This window comes from Pseudoalteromonas sp. NSLLW24 (assembly GCF_015864725.1).
Taxonomy (GTDB): domain Bacteria; phylum Pseudomonadota; class Gammaproteobacteria; order Enterobacterales; family Alteromonadaceae; genus Pseudoalteromonas; species Pseudoalteromonas arctica.
In genome coordinates, this window is the sequence record NZ_JADYWQ010000008.1 from 63,429 (window position 1) to 83,808 (window position 20,380).

Annotated in this window: 11 protein-coding genes; 1 reads left to right on the forward strand and 10 read right to left on the reverse strand. The window is 39.4% G+C overall.

The features are described 5' to 3' along the window. Positions 1–72: 72 nt before the first annotated feature. A complete protein-coding gene (locus I6E72_RS10145) occupies positions 73–1,983 on the forward strand; it encodes an aminotransferase class I/II-fold pyridoxal phosphate-dependent enzyme (protein ID WP_033027026.1) in 1,911 nt (636 codons plus the stop codon). Between the two features lie 372 nt (positions 1,984–2,355). Here the strand turns inward: I6E72_RS10145 and I6E72_RS10150 are convergent, their stop codons facing one another. From I6E72_RS10150 to I6E72_RS10195, 10 genes are all read right to left on the reverse strand, one after another. Beyond that, complete coding sequence (locus I6E72_RS10150; RefSeq protein ID WP_197112215.1) at positions 2,356–5,319, reverse strand: TonB-dependent receptor; 2,964 nt, start codon at positions 5,317–5,319, stop codon at positions 2,356–2,358. Between the two features lie 526 nt (positions 5,320–5,845). Then, positions 5,846–8,878: a TonB-dependent receptor gene (locus tag I6E72_RS10155; RefSeq protein WP_197112217.1), complete on the reverse strand. Its 3,033-nt coding sequence runs from the start codon at positions 8,876–8,878 to the stop codon at positions 5,846–5,848. Between the two features lie 325 nt (positions 8,879–9,203). Continuing rightward, a complete protein-coding gene (locus I6E72_RS10160) occupies positions 9,204–11,936 on the reverse strand; it encodes a poly(beta-D-mannuronate) lyase (protein WP_197112219.1) in 2,733 nt (910 codons plus the stop codon). Positions 11,937–12,398: 462 nt separating this feature from the next. Next, entirely contained in the window at positions 12,399–13,361 is a 963-nt protein-coding gene (locus I6E72_RS10165; protein WP_010555334.1) for a class 1 fructose-bisphosphatase, read from the reverse strand. Further along, on the reverse strand, positions 13,358–14,440 hold the full coding sequence (fbaA, locus tag I6E72_RS10170) for a class II fructose-bisphosphate aldolase (protein ID WP_024591529.1): 1,083 nt from the start codon (positions 14,438–14,440) through the stop codon (positions 13,358–13,360). Before fbaA ends, I6E72_RS10165 begins: the two co-directional genes overlap by 4 nt. Positions 14,441–14,454: 14 nt before the next feature. After that, positions 14,455–15,072, reverse strand: a complete 618-nt coding sequence (gene eda / locus I6E72_RS10175) for a bifunctional 4-hydroxy-2-oxoglutarate aldolase/2-dehydro-3-deoxy-phosphogluconate aldolase (protein ID WP_197112221.1) — start codon at positions 15,070–15,072, stop codon at positions 14,455–14,457. Between the two features lie 428 nt (positions 15,073–15,500). Continuing rightward, a complete protein-coding gene (locus I6E72_RS10180; RefSeq protein WP_169044996.1) occupies positions 15,501–16,433 on the reverse strand; it encodes a sugar kinase in 933 nt (310 codons plus the stop codon). A gap of 74 nt (positions 16,434–16,507) precedes the next feature. Continuing rightward, positions 16,508–17,815, reverse strand: coding sequence for an MFS transporter (locus tag I6E72_RS10185; protein ID WP_007585328.1), 1,308 nt, complete (start codon positions 17,813–17,815; stop codon positions 16,508–16,510). Positions 17,816–17,817: 2 nt separating this feature from the next. Next, entirely contained in the window at positions 17,818–18,162 is a 345-nt protein-coding gene (locus I6E72_RS10190; protein ID WP_002962963.1) for a cupin domain-containing protein, read from the reverse strand. 5 nt (positions 18,163–18,167) lie between these two features. Then, complete coding sequence (locus tag I6E72_RS10195) at positions 18,168–20,378, reverse strand: heparinase II/III domain-containing protein (RefSeq protein ID WP_197112223.1); 2,211 nt, start codon at positions 20,376–20,378, stop codon at positions 18,168–18,170. Positions 20,379–20,380: the final 2 nt, after the last annotated feature.

A 20,380-nucleotide genomic window follows, 5' to 3' on the forward strand; every position in this document is an offset into this window, starting at 1 on the left:
GTATTAATTTCACAAGTCTCACTCCTTTGGTTATGCTAGTGAGCATTATAAAATTTTATTGTGAAACCCTCTATGCTACCTCTACTTCGTATCTTGATAATTGAGCAAGACCCAGCCACTTTACAAGGGCTTTCAACGAATCTGTCAAAGACCATTCCTAACTTTGAGCGAGACGATATTCATATCGATATTATTGAATGCCTCGAGCTTAAACGCGCGTTGGAACATGTAGAGGAAGATGGTGATATTCAAGCCGTAGTTCTAAGCTGGGATATGCACAATAAAGTGGGTGAACGGATGTATAGTCGCTTTATCGAGGATTTAAAGGCAATTCGTCTTGAGTTACCGGTTTATGTTATTGGCGACGACACTAAAGGGCTGGAGATCGTAAACGAATCAGAAGAAATTGAATCTTTCTTTTTTAAAGATGAAGTGATTTCTGACCCAGAAGCGATTTTAGGTTATATGATCAACGATTTTGACGACCGCTCTGAAACGCCATTTTGGACGGCGTATCGTCGTTACGTCGGTGAAGCAAACGACTCTTGGCACACACCGGGTCATAGTGGGGGTTCTAGCTTTAGAAACTCCCCTTACATCAAAGATTTTTATCAGTTTTACGGCCGTAATGTATTTGTTGGCGACCTGTCGGTTTCGGTAGACTCGCTAGGTTCATTATCAGACAGCACCAATACCATTGGTCGCGCTCAAGAATCAGCCGCGGCTACGTTTGAGGTTAAGCACACCTACTTTGTTACAAATGGTTCATCTACCTCAAATAAAATCATCTTGCAGACACTGCTGCGCAAGGGAGATAAAGTAATTGTCGACCGTAATTGCCATAAGTCCGTACACTATGGCATCTTGCAATCAGCTAGTTACCCCATTTATTTGGCGAGTATCTTAAATCCAAAATATGGGATTTTTGCGCCACCGTCGTTGGCCGACATCAAGTTAGCAATTGAAAACAATACTGATGCTAAATTACTAGTGCTTACCGGCTGTACTTACGATGGCCTACTTAGCGACCTAAAACAAGTCGTAGATTATGCTCATCAATATGGTATCAAGGTATTTATAGATGAAGCCTGGTTTGCATACTCTTTGTTTCATCCTAGTTTTCGTCATTATTCTGCAATACATGCTGGGGCTGACTACATTACGCATTCGGCGCATAAAGTAGTATCCGCGTTTTCTCAAGCGTCTTATATTCATATTAACGACCCCGATTTTGATGCCGATTTCTTTCGAGAGATTTATAGTATCTACGCCAGCACATCGCCTAAATATCAGCTTATTGCATCGCTTGACGTGTGCCAAAAGCAATTAGAGATGGAAGGCTATAAGCTGCTCAACGCGCTGCTAAATCATGTTGAAGAGTTTAAACAACAGATGGCCTCGCTTAAGCAAATTAAAGTATTAGCTAAGCAAGACTTTATGGAAATTTTCCCGCATTTTAGTGGTGATAATATGGGTCACGACCCATTAAAAATCCTTATTGATATTAGTGAGCTACCTTACTCATTAAAAGATATTCATAAATATCTACTGGATGAAATTGGGCTAGAGATAGAAAAATACACACACAGCACCATTTTGGTTTTACTTACGCTTGGCGGCACGCGCTCAAAAATAATTCGTTTGTACAATGCGTTGAAAAAACTAGACAGCGGTAAGGTAAAGCTATCGAAATCGACGCGTAGAGCTCGCTTACCCGAAAACTTACCAGCTATAGACTTGGCGTGTATTCCAAGCGATGCTTTTTATGGCGACCGCGAATCTGTGCCTATCAGCAAAAGTAACAATCGTATTTGTGCAGGTTTAGTTACTCCATATCCACCGGGGATTCCGCTTTTAGTCCCAGGCCAGCATATCACTAATGACCATATCGAATATTTACAAGAGTTGGCAAGCCAAGGACTGACGATACAAGGCAGTTTCGATGGTGAAATTTATGTTCTTAAGGGTAAGGTTAAAAAATAAAGGTATTGGTTAAATACTATCTCGATAATAATACCAATCTGCTTATATACGGGGTCTATTTAACGTTAAGAAAATTACGCTAGAACTAGGCAAAAATTTTTGTATCTAGTTGTTCTAAATAAAAAATTTTTAACGACGTTATAGTGCAATTTAATTCGTTAAATTGATCAAAGATTTATGCAGGTTGGTATAATTACTGGTGGCAGTGCCGCAAGACATTGCCGCAGTAACAGTATTGAGAAGTAAAATACAAAGTGGGATAAATCATTTTTATAAATGTTAACTAGTTTTAGTTAAAAAAAAGCAAGCCAGATGGCTTGCTTTTAGCGTCTTTAAATACACACACTTATAGACTCGATTTAACTATAACTTTTAAAATCTATAGCTAGCGCCAAATGTAATACGGCGGTCTGTAATACCTTGGAAACAAAGTAAAGCACCTTCGTTAACACAAGACTGGCTAACTTCTGATTCAGTTAAGTTAACGGCTTCAATACCGATATTTAGCTGATCGTTCACATCATAACTTATGCTGGCATTAAGCTGCCCTCTGTCTTCTTGTACAACAGGGAAACCCCATGGAAAGCTCGAGGTGCTACCAAAGTCAGTTGAACGGTACCCTTCGCGCCACGTGTAACGCGCTCGAGCAGATAGACCGTATTTCTCATAGTAAAATGTAATATTATATGCGTTTTCTGACAGATCAATGAGTGATTGCTTAGCACTTATGTCTGCATCCGGGTTACCGGTTGTTAATGCAAAAACAGCATTTGCACGACTCGTTGCAGTGTCAAATGATTCACCACCAGAAAATTCTTGATAGGTATAGTTAGCAACCACACCAAAACCTGATGCCCAACCTAGCTCTTTTTCAAAACTTGATAAGTCGTATTGAGCTGCAAGCTCAATACCTTGCTGTGTTGTTTCACCAGAGTCATTAATAGTAGTTTGTGTTGGTACACATAACCCTACGCCAGCATCTGGGCCAAATACGTTTATGTCTGCAATTGGATTAAATATGCCGCCGCCTTCACACTCTGGACCATTTGTATCGCGAAAGCCTGTGCTTGGGTCTTCAAATGGGTCAACTTGTTGTGTAACGTGCAAATCGCTACGTGTTTTATGAAAGTACCCCACACTTAACAAAGCAGCGGGTGCAAAATACCAATCTGTAGATATATCGAAAGAGGTTACTTCTTCTGGCGCTAAGCCTGAATTACCAATTGAAACGGCACTATTAGGGCTGGTGCCAAACGTAACAGATGTAGATAGGTCATCAAAATCTGGGCGCCTAATATCTTTTGACCAACCTAAACGAACAATCACATCTTCACTTACATTCGCGGCTAAATTGAATCGTGGTAAAAAGAAATCGTAATCACCTTTTGACGTTAGCTGAGTAACCAGTTCGTTGCCACTTCCATCTTGAGTAACAGAGTTACCTAGCGATGTAACTTCAGTCTCTAAATAACGTAGGCCAAAGTTACCGCGAAACATGCCATACTCAAAATTAGCTTGTGCGTATAAGGCATGCGTTTCTTCTTCAATATCAAAAAATGCATTTACTTGAGACGTTGGTGAACTTATTGGACCGCGATCAGAACCCGTTATTGCATTATTAGCTTCAATCGCTTGGTTAAGCGCTGCTAATACGGCTTGTGGATCAGAGGATGCAAGCTCTGGGTTTATAAGTAAGAAATCACGAATATAGAGTGCTCGCCCATCACCATCGTTAAAGTTATCTGGGCCCGCTGTTAATAATTGTGCAAATAAATCACCCGTTGGGCTATCAGCCATATTTCTTAAACCAACGTTAGAGCGAACTTGATCCGACACACTACTCGTTTTACTGTAGCGGTAACCAAAATCGACTGACGTTATTACATCATCTAAGTAATATGTAAAATCTGTACGAAACGCATCTTCTGTATTTTCTGACTCATCTTGCCCTTGGTTTACGTCACGTAGAACAACATTTGCAGGGTCGAGTAATTGAGCCATTGTTGGCGCGTTTGCCTCCCCCGTTGCAATCCCAAACGAAAGTGCATCACCTGTAAGATCATACTCAAAAGGAGTCCCGTTTTCATTTGACGAATTAGTAGCAACATTTGGATTTATAAAATTAAGCGTTGTATTAAAGCTTGGTGTAGTTGAATCAGAACGAGAGGTTGAGGCTTCAACACTTGCAAATAATCTATCACCTTGCCATTCACCCCCTATTCTAAATATTTTGCTCTTTGTGATGCGTGAATTAGTATCGCTAGAAAAACGCAAGTTAGGATCGCCACCACCGTCTTCAACCGGAATTACGCCTCTTACGGCCGCTTGTATGCTGCCTAGGTTTTGTCCGTCCAGTGAACCAAAATTAACTGTTTCAAATTCACTCGGTATTGATACATTTCTAAGATCACTTAGGCCAGATGCTTGTACTCTTGAGCTTTCTTGGCGGCGCTCTTGATCATTAACAACTGCATCAAAAAAGAATTTCATATTATCGTTTGGTGCATATTCAAATGTACCTGCGAAGTTTTTTGTCTCGTATTCGTAATTATCGTAATCTTGAATTAAAAATTGTACTGGTAGAAAATCAAACGATTGTGCACTTGCAGCACCACTATCAGCGGCTACCGAATTATCTCTATCTGCGCGAGGACGAAATGCGGTTACGTCTTGCTCACTGTAACTACCACTAAATACAACACCAAACTTACCGCCCGAATCAAGCTCCCAGTTATCACCCCAAGCACCCGATACCCTAGGAGTCACGCCATCTGTTGATAAGCTACTATCTTCACCTTGGACTCTAATTGAGCCTAGAGTTTCATTTAACTGTAACGGGCGAATTGTTTTCAAGTTTATTGTTGCGCCCACAGAGCCTTCGATTGTTTTTGCTTCTGGTGACTTAATTACTTCTACACCAGAGATGATTGCAGCTGATACATCCTCAAAACTAATGCCACTTCGTCCAGACCCTGAGCCAACTGTTGATACGCCGTTCACTTCTGTACGATTAGCATTGGTACCACGAATTTGAACACCCGTACCTACCCCTGCTTCACGAGTAATTTGAATCCCTGTTACGTTTTCAAGTACTTCTGCGAGGTTTTGATCTGGTAGCTTACCAATATCTACAGCCTCGATAATTTCAACAAGGCTATCTGCTGAACGCTTTTGTGCAAGTGCATTTGTAAGTGATTGTCGAATACCTGAAACCTCGATAACCTCAAGATCGTCTGCAGCTTTTTTTGGAGCTTCTTGCGCCTGTGTAGACAAAGACATACCAAGTGCGGTTGCCGATATAACTGCCAGTGTAATTTTAGATAACTTGTGACTCATAGTTTTTTTCCTGTGTGTGTGAAATGCTATGTTTAACCAGCTACTTTATTGTTTTTATTAAAAGCCCTTTTTTATTACAAAGTCTTAACTTTATATTTACACCCACACCTACAAAGGTCAACCTTTTGGTAATGAATTTAGATCAAATATTATGCAATATGTTATTACCAAAATAGAAAAACCTAACTAAATTTCAAGTTAAAAGCAAAACTTACATTTTAAGTTGATGTTATTTATGGTTTTTAAATTCTATTAGAAATAGGGCTGTCAATAACAAAGGTTAGAATAGTTATCGTTTTAAAAATGAAATAATTTAGGCAGGAGAAACCGATGATGTTGGGCGTGCTTAATAAATAGCATTATTGGTTAACCAATTTAATTGTTTTTTAGTCAAGTAGCGTAATTTAGGAGTGAGTTTTTTTAAGTACTGTTTGTTGATGTTATCGAAAATATAAAATTGAAGAATTTGAGGATCAAAAAAGGCGGTAAAACCGCCTTTTTAATGTGATCTAATGTTTAACTATTATTACAGTTTGTAGCTTAAACCTAAGAATAAACGTGGGCCGTAGTCATTCACTTCACCTAAGTTACCTTCAACAAAGAAGTCTTGTGATTTAGGTGCACTGAACAAGTTAATTGCTTCTGCTTTAACTCTAAAGTGCTCATCAATTTTGTATGATGCGCGCATTTCCCATACGCCTACGCCATCAACATAACGAAGTCGAGTACCATTTGTAGTATATGGTTGGAAATACTCACTACGATATTTGTAAATAACAGCAGTATCAAATCCACCAATTTGGTAGTACAGCTGACTGCTAAATACATGCTTTGAGAAACCAGGTACTGAAGCCGACTCAATAATACCGTCAGTTAACTGTGTAGTATTACCATCTACGTCAGTCTCAAACGTATCGCCGTATAAGCTATCTTGGAACTCAAAATCAGTGTCTGCATAGTTGTAACCAAATTTCATACCGATGCCATTATCCCAGCGGTAAGAAAATGAAGCTTCAAGACCTAGTATTTCACTGTCATCGTCTGATGTAACAGAGTTAGTAATTGGTAATGAAACAGTTTCACCGGCAACAGTAAAATCTTCAATTACTGTTTGTTGTTGAAAACCACCGTTGAACTGTTTGTAGTATAAGCTTAACGCTAAGATTGAATCTTCGTTAGGGTACCATTCAAACGCAGCATCGTAGTTCCACGACATAAGCGGTTGAGTGTCCGGGTTACCAGAACCATTTACACCCACTAATAAATCGCTAATTGATGTTGCTGTACCTTCTGTATCTTCTTGGAATGTACGGCTGTAACCTAAATCAGATGGATCTGCGCGTGACATACCACGGTATATACCTGCACGGAATAAAATATCTTCACTGTAGTCAATAACTAGGTTAAAACTTGGTAAATACTTAGTGTAGTCACCACCGCTTTTTATTTTATCCAATGAACCATTATCAGATTCAACCAGAGAAAGTACACCGGTGTCGCTTGTTACTACGTCAAAGCTATTTCTAAAGCCAATCGAAGTTACTTCTGTGTCTACAATACGAAGACCAAAGTTACCGCGAATGAATTTACCAAACATTTCAGTATCGTAGTTAGCCATTAAGTACACTGATGTTGTTTTTTCTGTTACATCAATTGTACCTGCATTTTCATATTCAACTTCTGGGTAAGCAAACACACCATCAGCGTTAGAACCAGCTACAGCTTGTGAGAAACATACGTTGTCGTATGTAGCCCATGATGAACCTGTACCGCTATCTACAACGTTACCGTCACTATCAACATTTGTTACGATATCGCCATCAGATACACTTGATAAAAAGCCTGATTCAGGGAAATCGATTTGACAACCTTGTAATACGTCAAGCGCTTCAGTACCAGAGTCTAGTGTAAATTCGTTTCTTGAACCGTTACCTTGGCTACCACCATACTGTAGGAAGGTCATTTCAGATGTTCTAATACCACCTTGAATACTGGTGAAAACATTGCCATCTAAGGTATAGTCAAAATCTAGTCGCGCTGAGATAACTTCGTTTTCACGAACATTTTCACGGTCAAGTCGTGTTCTTAGGCTATCTGTAAAGTTTGAAATATCTGTTACGTCAAAATCTGTCAGTGTGAAATGAGGGATCTCATCGCCCATATCCCAAGAAAAGAAATTACGACCTGATGTTCTACCACGGTTAGATATTTGAAGTTCTTCGCGTTCTGTTTTTGAATACGCTAAATCTAAGTCAACAGTTAATCTATCGGTAACTGTATGTTCTATATTTATGCCGTAACCTTGGTAGTTTTCTTCACGTTCAAATTGCTCACCTGCAGATTCAATTCGCTCTTCGCCTTCCCAATGAAGGATACCGCCAACATCATTAGTAACAAGTGTTGGACCGGTTACGCCTGGTGTTGCACGTTTTTGTAAAAAGATTAAATCGTGGCGTGCTTCTTGTTGTGTTCTATCTGAAATTTGTGCATCAAAGTTAACATCCCAATCAGCTGAAGGTTGATATTGCAGTGCAAAAAACATTGCATCACGTTCATCTGATGTCTCGTTTTGACGGTAGCTTCGGCTACTGCCAGTCCAAGCGTAAGGAGTACCATCACTTACTGCTTTACCTGTTTCAGGATCAATTTCTGTATCGTAACCTTGGTTGCTACTGCCACTAACTTGGTCTTCACAGTCGCCTGCGCTGCTACGATAAAAACCTTCATTGGTATTATTAGGATCGTTTAAACACGCCCATAATGAAGAACCTGATGGGCTAGAGCTTCTGTATTCAGCTTCTGGTTGGCTGATATCTTGGCGCTGTACACCAAAAGACACACCAACGGCTTGGCCGTTATCAAATTCAAACTGGTCAACATAACTAAACGTGCCACGGTAACCCGCGTCACTTTGAAGTGAGTTATCTACATTAACTTCGTCTGGGTTGTAATTTAGTTTAACTTCAGCTGATACACGTTGCTTGCCAAAATCAAGTGGAGTTATAGTTTCAAGTGCAATAACACCTGCAACACCACCTTCAATCATTGACGCATCTTGCGTTTTATAAATTGCTACTTTTTTTACAAGTTCAGACGGAAACTGCGAAAAGTTAACTGAGCGGTCACCACTACCATTAGTCGCTTCACGACCATTGATATGCGTTGCACTTAAAAATGGACCAAGACCACGAATAGTGATTTCTGTTGCACCACCGTTTTCACGGTGAGATGCAGCACCGGTTATTGATTCCAGTGCTTCACCGATAGACAGTGCTGGTAAATCACCAATATCTTCAGATGACAGGCCATCAACTACCGTTGTTGCTTCACGTTTAATTGCTATTTGGTCTTGAATCGTTCTACGTGTACCTGTAACACTAATTATTTCAACGTCTTCTTCAACTTCTGTCGCTTTTCCCTGATCTTCCTGTGCGCTTGCTGTAAATACGCAAGAACTTGCCATACCTGCGATGACCGCTGTTCTTACCCATTTTGCAACTGGGCGCATTGCAAACTGCCCTGTTGTAGAATTATTGTTATCTCGTGACTTCAACGACATTTGAATTCTCCGCTGGTTGTTGTTGTGTGATTTTAGTGTGTTAGCTTGTTATGCTTATGTATATTTTATGTGACCTTTGACGTTAATATACTTAAACGCAGCACGATGATCAACCAATTTGACATTTTAATATTACCATAAGGTATACCAATTTTAACTTAGTGGCATTACCAGTAGGTCAGGCAGGTTTTTTACTAGAATATAAACCGCTCTAAACTAGTTTATAAATGGGTAATGTAGGTTGAGAAAAGTGTGGTGATTATTAATAAATAATAAAAAAGCCCCAAATTTGGGGCTTTTAAAAGTTAACTGATTAATTGGTTACTTAATCGTTTTGTATTTTCCATGTAGATCCAACACCTACTTCAGATGATTGAATATAATGAAGACCTTTAGCACCTGCCTCTGCCTGAAGGCCTGCAGGGTCAGTTTCTAATAACGTACTTGCTGCTGTAACGTACTCAAGCACTTCTTTACCGTTAGTTGCTGGGTCTTGGTCAATTGCACCATCAGTATCGAATGCGCCATTACCATTTAGTTTTCTAATTTCAACCCAGTCACCGCTTGCATCGCCTGATACTCGACTATCCATATAACCAAAGTTGTTACTTAGCAGCGAGCTATCATGATTAATTAAGTCACAGTCATATTCAAAAGCATGGTCACTATCAAGTGTATTTGGATAAAATAGGCCTTGAGTTGTAGCACTGCTGTTTATTGTATCTTCGTCTGTTTGATCGCCTAAACCGTTTGCAATTAAATTTCCATTAAAGTTGATAACAAACGCATTTTTGGTTAGGCCGTATAGCACCGGCGCATTCGCTGCGGTTAACTCATCACAATCACTTGTTGGTGCTTTAGAGCCTATTTCTGTACTAAATACAATAGGTTGCTGCGAGTTCAAAACCGTATTGTTTGTTACATTTAGTGTAAAGTCGCCGGCACTATCAAGCACTGCCTGATTACCTGACTTTGGTACACCACCATCATCTTGCGAAAATGGGTTAGCTGTAAATACAATACCGCCCGCTTCTTTATTACCAGAACGAATACCTGCAATGTAGTTGTTACTTACGGTGTGACCAAGTGGTGTAATTAATATACCCGCTGGGCGATCATCAGAGCTTGCAATATCGGTAGTTCGAATAATAACGTTATCTGTAACACTGTTGAAGCCACCATCTTCTAGTGAAATACCACCATTAGGATTTACGATTGTATTGCCTTTGATGGTTGCACCAGAAGTTTGTACACGCATTAAACGACGACCCGTTACAAAGTTTTCTACGCGGTTATACTGAATAGTAAAGTTTGCATTATCAGCTGCACCGCTACCCGTTGTGCTACCTGCATTGATTAAATATAAACTTGATTGACCAAAGTTTGGATTATCACTGTCGCTAAATAAATTATATTGAATAACGTGATCAGAGCTTGATGATGATATTTTTATCACAGACCCTTTTTCTGCTACATTTCGATTAGAGAATGTATTTCGCTCAACCAACGCGCTTTGACCTTTTATCATCAGCCAATGGTATTCAGAGTTATTGAGTGTAGCTTCTTCTCCATCCATCGTGTTTTGCGAAAAAGTAAAGTTATCCCCTTCTGAGTAAATAACAGCACCTTCTTCGGTTTCACAAAATGCACCCGCTTTAGTATCTATATTCTTAAAGGTAAGCCCTGTTAATCCAGCGCCATCTACTCCAGCAGCTACATGCACACATACTTCACCGCTAAGTACAGGAGTTTGACCTTCTACAGCGCGAAGCGTTACTGCACTGGTTAATAAAACTGCGTCCATATCAGCATAAACACCGGTGTTTAAGCCAATAACATCACCATCAGCTAAACCGCCGCTTAAAGCACCAAGGAGTGCTTCAGGGTTACTAACTAATTGTGTGTAAACTAATGTATCAAGTGAGTTTGTAACCTCACTCGCAAAACCATCGTTATCTGTATACGTAGCTTTTACCGACATTATTGAGCCAGCGTAAGCAGAAGGTGTAAATGTTTTACTATTACTGTCGGCTACTTCAACGCCATCAGCAGACCAAGTATAAGTAACGTTTGCCTCTTCAACACCGTTGTTATCAGTTATCTCTGCTGTTAACTCGCCACTTGTCAAATAAGGCGCTACGCCCATAATGGCGACGCTACCGGCTTCGTCAACCGCAACAGCAGAAACAGCAATTGTTTCCTCTGATGTATTATCCTCGATAAATCCATTATCATCTGTGTAAGCAACTTGAACACTTATCTTTTGACCTAAAAGTGATGCATCAACTGTAAAGGTGCTTTGTATTGAGCCATCTATCTCTTGTGCGTCAGCAAGCCATTGGTAAGTAATATCTCCTGTTGCCCCGTCGGTATCAGCAACTTCTGCTGTTAATATATTACCAACGGTTGGCGTGCCACTAATTGTAACTTCGCCTTCTGAGTTTGTTCGTGCTACAACCTCTGTACCCGTTGAAGTCACAGACTCGTTAAACCCACGGCTATCTTCAAAAGATGCACTAACTGTTATAACTGTACCAAACTGTGCGTCTGTTAACGTAAGCGTTGAAAGTGCTTCATCTGCAATCTCTACGTCATCAGCAAACCATTTATAAGTTACTGTATCGCGATCAAAGCCATTTTCGTCAGCTACATTGGCTGTTAGTTGCGAACCAACTAGAGCGTCGCCCGTAATAGTTAAACTTGCAGGGAATGCGATTGCGGCAACATCTGCGGTTGGATCTGTAATATGCGATTCATTGATACCGCCATCATCGGTATAAAGCCCTTGAACTGTAATTGGTAACCCTATCTGATCGTCAGTCAGTGTAAACGAAGCGCTATTTGCACCTGTAATTGCCTCACCATCTGCATACCAATAGTAAGTCACGTCACCTGAGATACCATCAGGGTCACTAACTTCAGCTGTTAATGTTTGTCCGCTTGTAACAGTTCCACTAAGAGCAATAGAGCCCAAGTTGTTGTCATTGTTGTTTGAGTTTGTGTCACAACCAACTATTGCAGCTGCAATAGCGCATAGCGCAAAATGTTTTAATTTCATGGTGGCTCTATTCTCCAAATTTATGGTTTTAATATTTGGTTATCTATTGTGTGTGTTACCAAATAAATCATGCGTTTATTACCAAATTCATTTAAATTGCAAATAAATTGTTAACCAACTTGGTAATATAACCATAATAAAATAACTTTTTCCACTACATCCACCCAATTAAATAACAACAAATAAACATAAAGTTAACCCTGCACTGTTATCGCAGGTCAAAAATTGAATTCAATCATGCACAATTACTGCGAAAATACATAACCTTAGAGTAAAAAATTGGTTTTACATGGGGTTAAGTAAATCAGATTTATTTAATATATATGAAGTATTCTTATTTGAAGACTATAAGAAAATTAAGAAATGAAGTGAGTTTGTATAAAAAGGATTATTTACAGAGAGAATGAAAAATAAGGGTAAAAAAGGGGCTATTTTCTTGCCCCTTTTTTATTAAGTACTGGTTTATAAAATAGCGTTATTATAAAACTCTACAGGCTCATTTGAGCCCAAAGCAACAGGCACACGTTGATGCAAGCTAGTTGGCGCAATATCTAAAATACGCGTTCCTCTAGAGGTTGCTTTACCACCTGCGTTTTCAACTAAAAGCGCTAACGGGTTTGCTTCATAAAGCAGTCTTATTTTTCCGTTATCGTTACCACTGCGTTTATCTTGCGGATACAAAAATAACCCGCCTCGGCATAATATACGATGAACGTCGCCTACCATCGCTGCATTCCAACGCATTGAGCTTTTTTCAAAGCTTTCACAGGTGTAAAGCAATTTATCAAAATACACTTGTGTCGGTTCGTCCCAATAACGGTAGTTAGCCATATTAACGGCAAATTCACGACTCTGCTCTGGCACACTTAACTGCTTATTTGTCAGTAGATAACCGCCATGCGTTGAGTCTAATGTATAACAACGCGTTGGACCGCCAGTACTCATTACAAGTAATGATGAAGGGCCGTATAACACATAGCCTGCACATACTTGATTTACACCAGGCTGACTAAATTGCTCGTCGCTGTCGAAGGCAACATCATCACGGGCTAAGTAAATAGTAAATATAGTGCCTATTTGCCCATTAACATCAATATTAGAAGAGCCATCTAGTGGGTCAAAAGCAACAATAAACTTACCTTCAGGATGGCCACCTACCGCATGATCTTCTTCCTCTGATGCAACTGATCGAACGCTGCTGTCGTCAAGTAGGATGTCTTTAAGTAGTTGGTTTGCGATTACATCTAGCTTTTTTTGAACTTCACCTTGGATATTTTCATTCAATGTTGAACCTAAAACACCGGCTAATTCACCTTGGCTTACTCGAAAAGCAATTTCTTTACTGGTCGCTAAAATTGTGCGAATAAGTAAAATAAGATCGGTATCTACACCGTCTTCTTTTAATACTGTATTTAGTCTTTTCATGCGCTATACCTATTTACACAATTTAGATCGTCAAAGCATTGCTCTAGTCTTGCAACCATACTTTGCTCTGAATGACGCAACCATACGCGAGGGTCATAATATTTTTTGTTTGGCTTATCATCCCCATCAGGGTTACCAATTTGCTCTTGTAGGTATGCTTGGTTACCTTTGTAGTAGTCTAAAATACCTGTCCAACACGCCCACTGCGTATCGGTATCAATATTCATTTTAACTACACCATAGGTTAAAGACTCTGCAATTTTATCGTACTCAGAACCACTACCACCATGAAATACAAAGTTAATTGAGTTGCTTGGTAGATTAAATTTTTCTGATACGTAAGCTTGTGAATCTTTTAAAATAGTTGGTGTAAGAACAACGTTACCCGGCTTATATACACCGTGAACATTGCCAAAAGACGCTGCAATTATAAAATTAGGGCTAATACGACTTAAACGTTCGTAAGCAAATGCAACATCTTCAGGCTGAGTGTATAAAGAAGAGCTGTCTAGGTGTGAGTTATCAACACCGTCTTCTTCGCCGCCCGTGCAGCCAAGCTCAATTTCAAGCGTCATACCTATTTTTGCCATACGCGTTAAGTAACGTTCACAAATTTCGATATTTTCTTCTAAAGGCTCTTCTGACAAATCAATCATATGCGAGCTAAACAGTGGTTTGCCAGTCAGTTCAAAGTGTCTTTCACCTTCATCAAGCAAACCATCAATCCAAGGTAGTAGCTTTTTAGCTGCGTGATCAGTATGAAGCATCACTGCTACTTCATAATGTGCTGCCACTGAATGTACATATCTTGCAGCACTTACCGCCCCAAGCACTGCTGATTGTTGCTCTGGTAAAGATAAGCTTTTACCACAAAAAAATTGAGCTCCACCATTAGAAAGCTGAATAATAACGGGCGAGTTTTTCTTTTTAGCAGCTTCTAGCGTTGCATTTATAGATGTTGTACTAACAACATTTACCGCTGGCAACGCATATTGATTAGTACGCGCATGTTCATACACAGCACTTACTTCATCGCCAACGATTACGCCTGGCAGTATTGTTGGGGCTAAATAATTCATTTATGAAATCCTTTCTATTTTAAAGCCTGGATACAAGAATCAGTAATTGCTTGCCAATTTTCTTGTTCAACCCACTCTTTTTTCGCTACCCAAGTACCGCCAACGGCGAATACATTATTTAAAGAAAGATAGTCCATTTTGTTACTTTCGCTAACGCCGCCTGTAGGGCAAAAGCTGACTGCTCTAAATACTGACGACACAGCTGATACAAAAGGTGCTCCTCCGGCAAGCGAAGCCGGGAATAATTTTTGCTCTTCAAAGCCATATTCAAGTGCCATTAAAATATCACCTGTGTTTGATACACCAGGAAGTACCGGCACATTACATTTAGCAAGAGCAGTAAGTAGCGCAGGAGAAACCGCTGGCGTTACAATAAAGTCAGAACCCGCTTCAAGTGCTTGCTCTAAAATGTCAGTATTTATAACTGTACCCGCACCGACTTTTAGCTCTGGCACTTGTGCCTTAATAGCTTTTAATGCTTCTAAAGAAGCCTCTGTTCTTAGCACTACTTCAACTAGAGTAAGGCCAGCATTAGCCATAGCTTTCGCTATTTGAACACCTTGCTCTGGCGTATCAGCTTGAATTATAGGTAGCAGTGTTTGTCCTGACATAAGTTCAGAAAAGCGAGTCATAACGTTGTTCCTTTATAAAAAGTAATGCGGCCGAGGTATGGCGGCCTTTAATGTTTGATTAACCTAAACTCTAGATAATAAATCTATCTCAAGCAGCTATTTTCAGCGCTAACTGCGTTGAATTTACTTGCAATAGGCCCGCTATTGACGCGTAAATTCGCCTTGTTTTCACTGAAAATCTCTAGCTAGAGAAAATAATTTTAAATATCACCATGATTCAATATGTTAGTAAATCTCTTAACCAGAGTTCAGGTTAATTATTTTGTTATACCAATTGCATTAAATTAATGAGCTATTATAGCGACAAGAAAATAGCTCAATAACAAGGCTAAAATCATGATACATAGTTGTTCTATATAAATAATTTTTAACGTAGTTAGTGAGTTATTTAATACGCTAAGGTGATCATTTTTTTAATAAAATTGGTATCAGATGCCAGCTTCAACCATTGCTAGCTGAAATATATCTTTTGGAGCAATAGCGCCTGGCTGTTGTATAACCGCACCTGCTGCTTTTGCAGCAAGTTGTACAGCACTCGAAATTGGTTTATCAGATAAACGAGCACCTAAATAAACACCGTTAAAAGCATCGCCTGCTGATGTCGTATCTACAACATTTGTTACCGGTATTATCGTGTGGCTTTGAAGAGTATTGCCCTCTTTTGTCACTACCGATTCAGGGCCATTTTTAACAACAATTTCTTCAATTTGGTAAGGTTTTAAATATTCAACAACCGCTTCTACGCTATGAACGTCATAAAGTGTTGTTAAATCTTCAACGCCAGGTAGGGTAATATCTGCAAGCGTAAAGGCTAAATGATATTGCTCTTTAGTTTCCTCTACACTATTCCACAAACGCGCTCTGTAGTTAGGATCAAAAACTATTTTAACCCCAGCATCTTTGAGCTGCTTTACAACTTTCCAAAAATGCTCACGTGCACTTTCTTCAATTATTGCTAATGAAATTCCTGAAAAGAAAAACATATCACCTTGGCTAAGCTGCTCGAGTGCATCAGCATCTAAAAAATCAACAACCTTTTTAGCTGCAGAATCATTACGCCAATAAATAAAGCTACGCTCACCATGCTCATCGGTTTCTATGTAATACATGCCAGGTACTTTGGTATCGTGAGCAAATACGAGTTGTGTATTTATTTGTTCACTTTCAAAGCGTTCTAGCATTTTTTTACTTAAATTATCTTGACCTAAAGCCGTAACAACCGAAGTAGTAACCTGCGGGAAGCAACGTTTTAAATACACTGCAGAATTATAAACATCGCCTGCAAATGATTGGTGTAGTGTGGCTGCGCTCATAGCTCTAAGCTCGACCATGCATTCACCGATAAAGTAAATATTTTTCATCTTGGAAGTTACCCTATGTAGTTAACTGCTATGCGTTTATACAAAACATGTTGGCATAGCAGTTATTATCTAGATTATTGAGGCTTTTTAAGAGGTTCTATTTTTGGAATTAAAATCCAAACAGCTGCCATTGCTATAATGGCTAAAGAAGCACCAATAACAAATGCTGGCGTATAATTACCATCAGCAGTAAGAATAGGCACAAGCGATGTAAGGCCTACAGCACCAAGTTTTGCCGCCATACCAGAGAAACCTGATAATGTACCTACAGCTTTTTTGCCTAACAAATCACTTGGTAGTGTTTGCACGTTACCAATTGCAGTTTGAAAACCAAATAATATAACAGCCATAATTAGTACCGCTGTCGTTGGTCCGCCTGGATTTGCCATTGCAAGTAACGCAGGTAACATAATTAAACAGCCCAGCGTTATAGTTAGCTTACGTGTTTTATCTGTATTCCAACCGGCTTTGAGTCGGTTTTGAGCTAATAAGCCACCAAACCAAGCACCAAACATAGCGCCAACATAAGGTACCCAACCATATATACCAATAGACTTAACATCCATGCCGTATACTTCGTTTAGGTAAATAGGTATCCAAAAAACAAATAACCACCAAATAGGGTCAATCGCAGCAGAGGCAATAATTACACCCCAGCTTTGCTTACGAGAAAGTAACTCAGCAGTTGAAGGGTTATATTCTTCTTCGTCTTCACCTGTTACATCGCCATTATCATCAACACGTCTTTGACCTGTTAAGATATATTCACGCTCTTCGGCAGTAAGCCAAGGATGAGAGCTAGGCGGCGCTTTAACCAAAATTAACCAAGGCACTAACCAAAGAAAACCTAATACGCCCACAAAAACAAACACCATTTGCCAGCTAAAGTAGATAGTTAAATAAGCAATTAAAGGAATAGCAATAATACCGCCAATAGCAGCGCCAGAGTTAAAAATACCCTGTGCTAAGGCGCGCTCTTTAGTAGGAAACCATTCAGCATTACCTTTAGCTGCGCCCGGCCAGTTACCGGCTTCTGCTACACCTAAGATTGCGCGAAAAATACTAAGGCTAAGTACACCTTGTGCAAATGCATGTGCAACGGTTGCAATAGACCAAACACCTATCGATAAAACAAAACCGAAGCGTGTGCCTACCCAGTCAAATATTTTACCAAATATGGCTTGACCAAATGCATAAGCAAATACAAACACAATTGAAATATTAGCGTATATTTGTTTGCGTTCTAGCGCTGATTCATCAGGAAATAAATCTTCAACAATGTCCGGCCAAAGCACACTAAGTGCTTGACGGTCGATATAGTTAATAATGGTAGCTAGCGCAATTAGCGCTATAACCCACCAACGTAAGCCTTTAAGTTGCATAATTAATCCTCAAGAAAGTCTTCACGCGCTGGGCTAAAAGTATCAATCAGGATTCCGCCTGTTGGGCAGGTAGCTCCATGATCAGCAAATGGTGGGATTAAGCAGCTATCACCCGGTTTTAAGATTTTAGTTACGCCATCAATGTTAAAGTGGAACTCACCTTCAACAACATACGTTACTTGAGAATGTCTGTGAGCATGGTTATAACCAATAGCCCCTTTCTCAAACCAAATTTTAACAGCCATTAGCTCTTCGTTATAACCTAGCATTTGACGTTTTAGACCATTTCCTAAATCTTCAATTTCGGTCTCGTTGCCAAATGAAAAGTTTGCGCTTTGCTTTTGCATCCTATTTACTCCTGATTATTGTTCATCATATAAACGCCTAATCGGCCATTTAAAGTGAACTCTTTATTTTGATAATTGAATGTATTTTTAGCTGAAGTTGGTGCTTTATTAATAGCCACTAAATATGACTTGCCTTTAATATCAAGTTCAACAAGTGTTAAATCGCCCTGCTGACTATATTCAAGCTTTGTAACTCTACTAACAGCTTCTAACGTATATTCTTTACTTGGATTGTATTCACCGTGAGGCTCTAATACAGATATAAATTTATGATGCTTTTGACCCTCAACACGACGAATAAAACCGTTTTCGTTGCGTAAGTTAAAATCAGGGTCGTTTGCGCCTATTTGAGTAAACAAAAAAGACTCATCACCTTTAACCAAACTCGTTTGAGTATAAAAGCGACCATTTTCGTTTAACCACGTTACTTTAGCTAAACCACTTTGAGGTTGCGCTTGAGCTTTAAGCCATAGATGCTGGTAGCCATTTTTAGTACCTAATGCAGACAGTTGTGTTGCATTCGCTTTTAGCTCAAAGCTGGTATCTATAAGCTGACCTTTATAATGCAAAGGCAAATCAAGCTGATGCGCTTTATTTGCAGCAACATCAAATATATCAAGTGCAACTGTGCTTTGTAGTTCAGGTAAGTTAATAAGTGCAAGCGTACGTTCAAGATCAACGCCTTTATAAGCTGTGCTTATTTCGCCGCTTGAAACCGTGCCGTATTCATTCGTTTCGAAAAAGTTAAGTGTAGGGTAATTACTATTTCCTACTTCAACATTTGCATTAAAATGCGTTGTTTCGTCAACCACTACCGTATTGTGCGCAACAGTGTGTTTAGCGTAAGTTTCGTTTTCAGGTAAATAACGACCGCCGTATTTAGCTTCTACATTTAAAAAACGTGCTGCGCCATAATCAGATACAATTTCATTACCGTGGTCGTAAAATTGCCATGTTAGTTTATCAAAATGACCGTGACCTAAGCCTTGTGCAGCAGGTTTAAATAGTAGAGCTTGATCGCCACCTACCTGCGTTCTCATTACAACTAAAGCACCTTGTTTACCGTCATTACCATCGCCGAAGGCAACAGATTTAAACGAATAAGGTTTTGCCATGTTGTTATCAAGTGCTTGAGCTACTTTTAGTCCATCACCAGAGAGAATTATTTGGTCTTGTTGCTTAGCAATATCTAAATAACCCGTATCGTTGGTTAATCCATACGCTGCAGTTACACCATTAACTAACTCAATAGTATCGATACCTTTACTTTTTATTGCATCGTTAATTGGAAAAAACAAACCGTTGTAGCTAAGTTGAATCGTCGTATCAATCGCTTTTAATAATATGCCATCACGATATTCAAAGATTTTTCGTTGTGGTTCGTTGTTTTCAATCGCTTTAGCAAACGTTACAAAGGGTAATAGTGCAAAGCGTTGATAGTAAGGACCTTCGTTATAGTAACCTTGTGGTGAAAACAGCATTTCTAGCTGCTTAATAAAGCCACCTTTACCCGACTTTTCTAAATCGTATAATGATTTTTCTACCCACTCAGGTTCACCTAATACATACCCTGCCATGCCAACACCCGCTGTTGCCCATGTTCCATGGTTATGTACTTTATTAAATGTAGAGGGTTGGCCTACTGATGTGAACAACGAAACAGGACGTAGTAAGTCATCCTCGATTGTTTTAATGTTATCGGCATTTAACGAGTCATGAATTAGATCATAAGCTTGTATTGTGTACACAAGCCACATTGCTTCATTTAGGCTTTGCCAAAAAAACTTACCTGGATTTTGCGAGTCCATTTTACGTTTTGGATGCAGACCAAGCGTTGGGTATAATTTTGCATACTCAAGCAACATATCACGCACGTAATTTGCATATTTCTCATCTTGGCTTAGTTGATAAATGATGCCTGCGTTATACATAAGCTGATAATTTTTTTTGTGGCGTTCATGTGTATAACCACCACCACCATCTTTTGGTACAGGTACCGCAATTGGTTGAGCTATTTGTTCGTCTACTTGCGCTTTTAATAGCTCAAACGCAGTAGAAAATTTACCTTCGCTGCCTATTGCTTGACGCATATGACTTACGTCATCAGTAGTAATTACTAAGTTTGGGTGCGCTGCATGCGCACCCAATGATGTAAGTAATGTAAGTGCTGCTACAGCCGCTATTTTAAAACCTGTTTGGCATTTTAATAAGTACATAG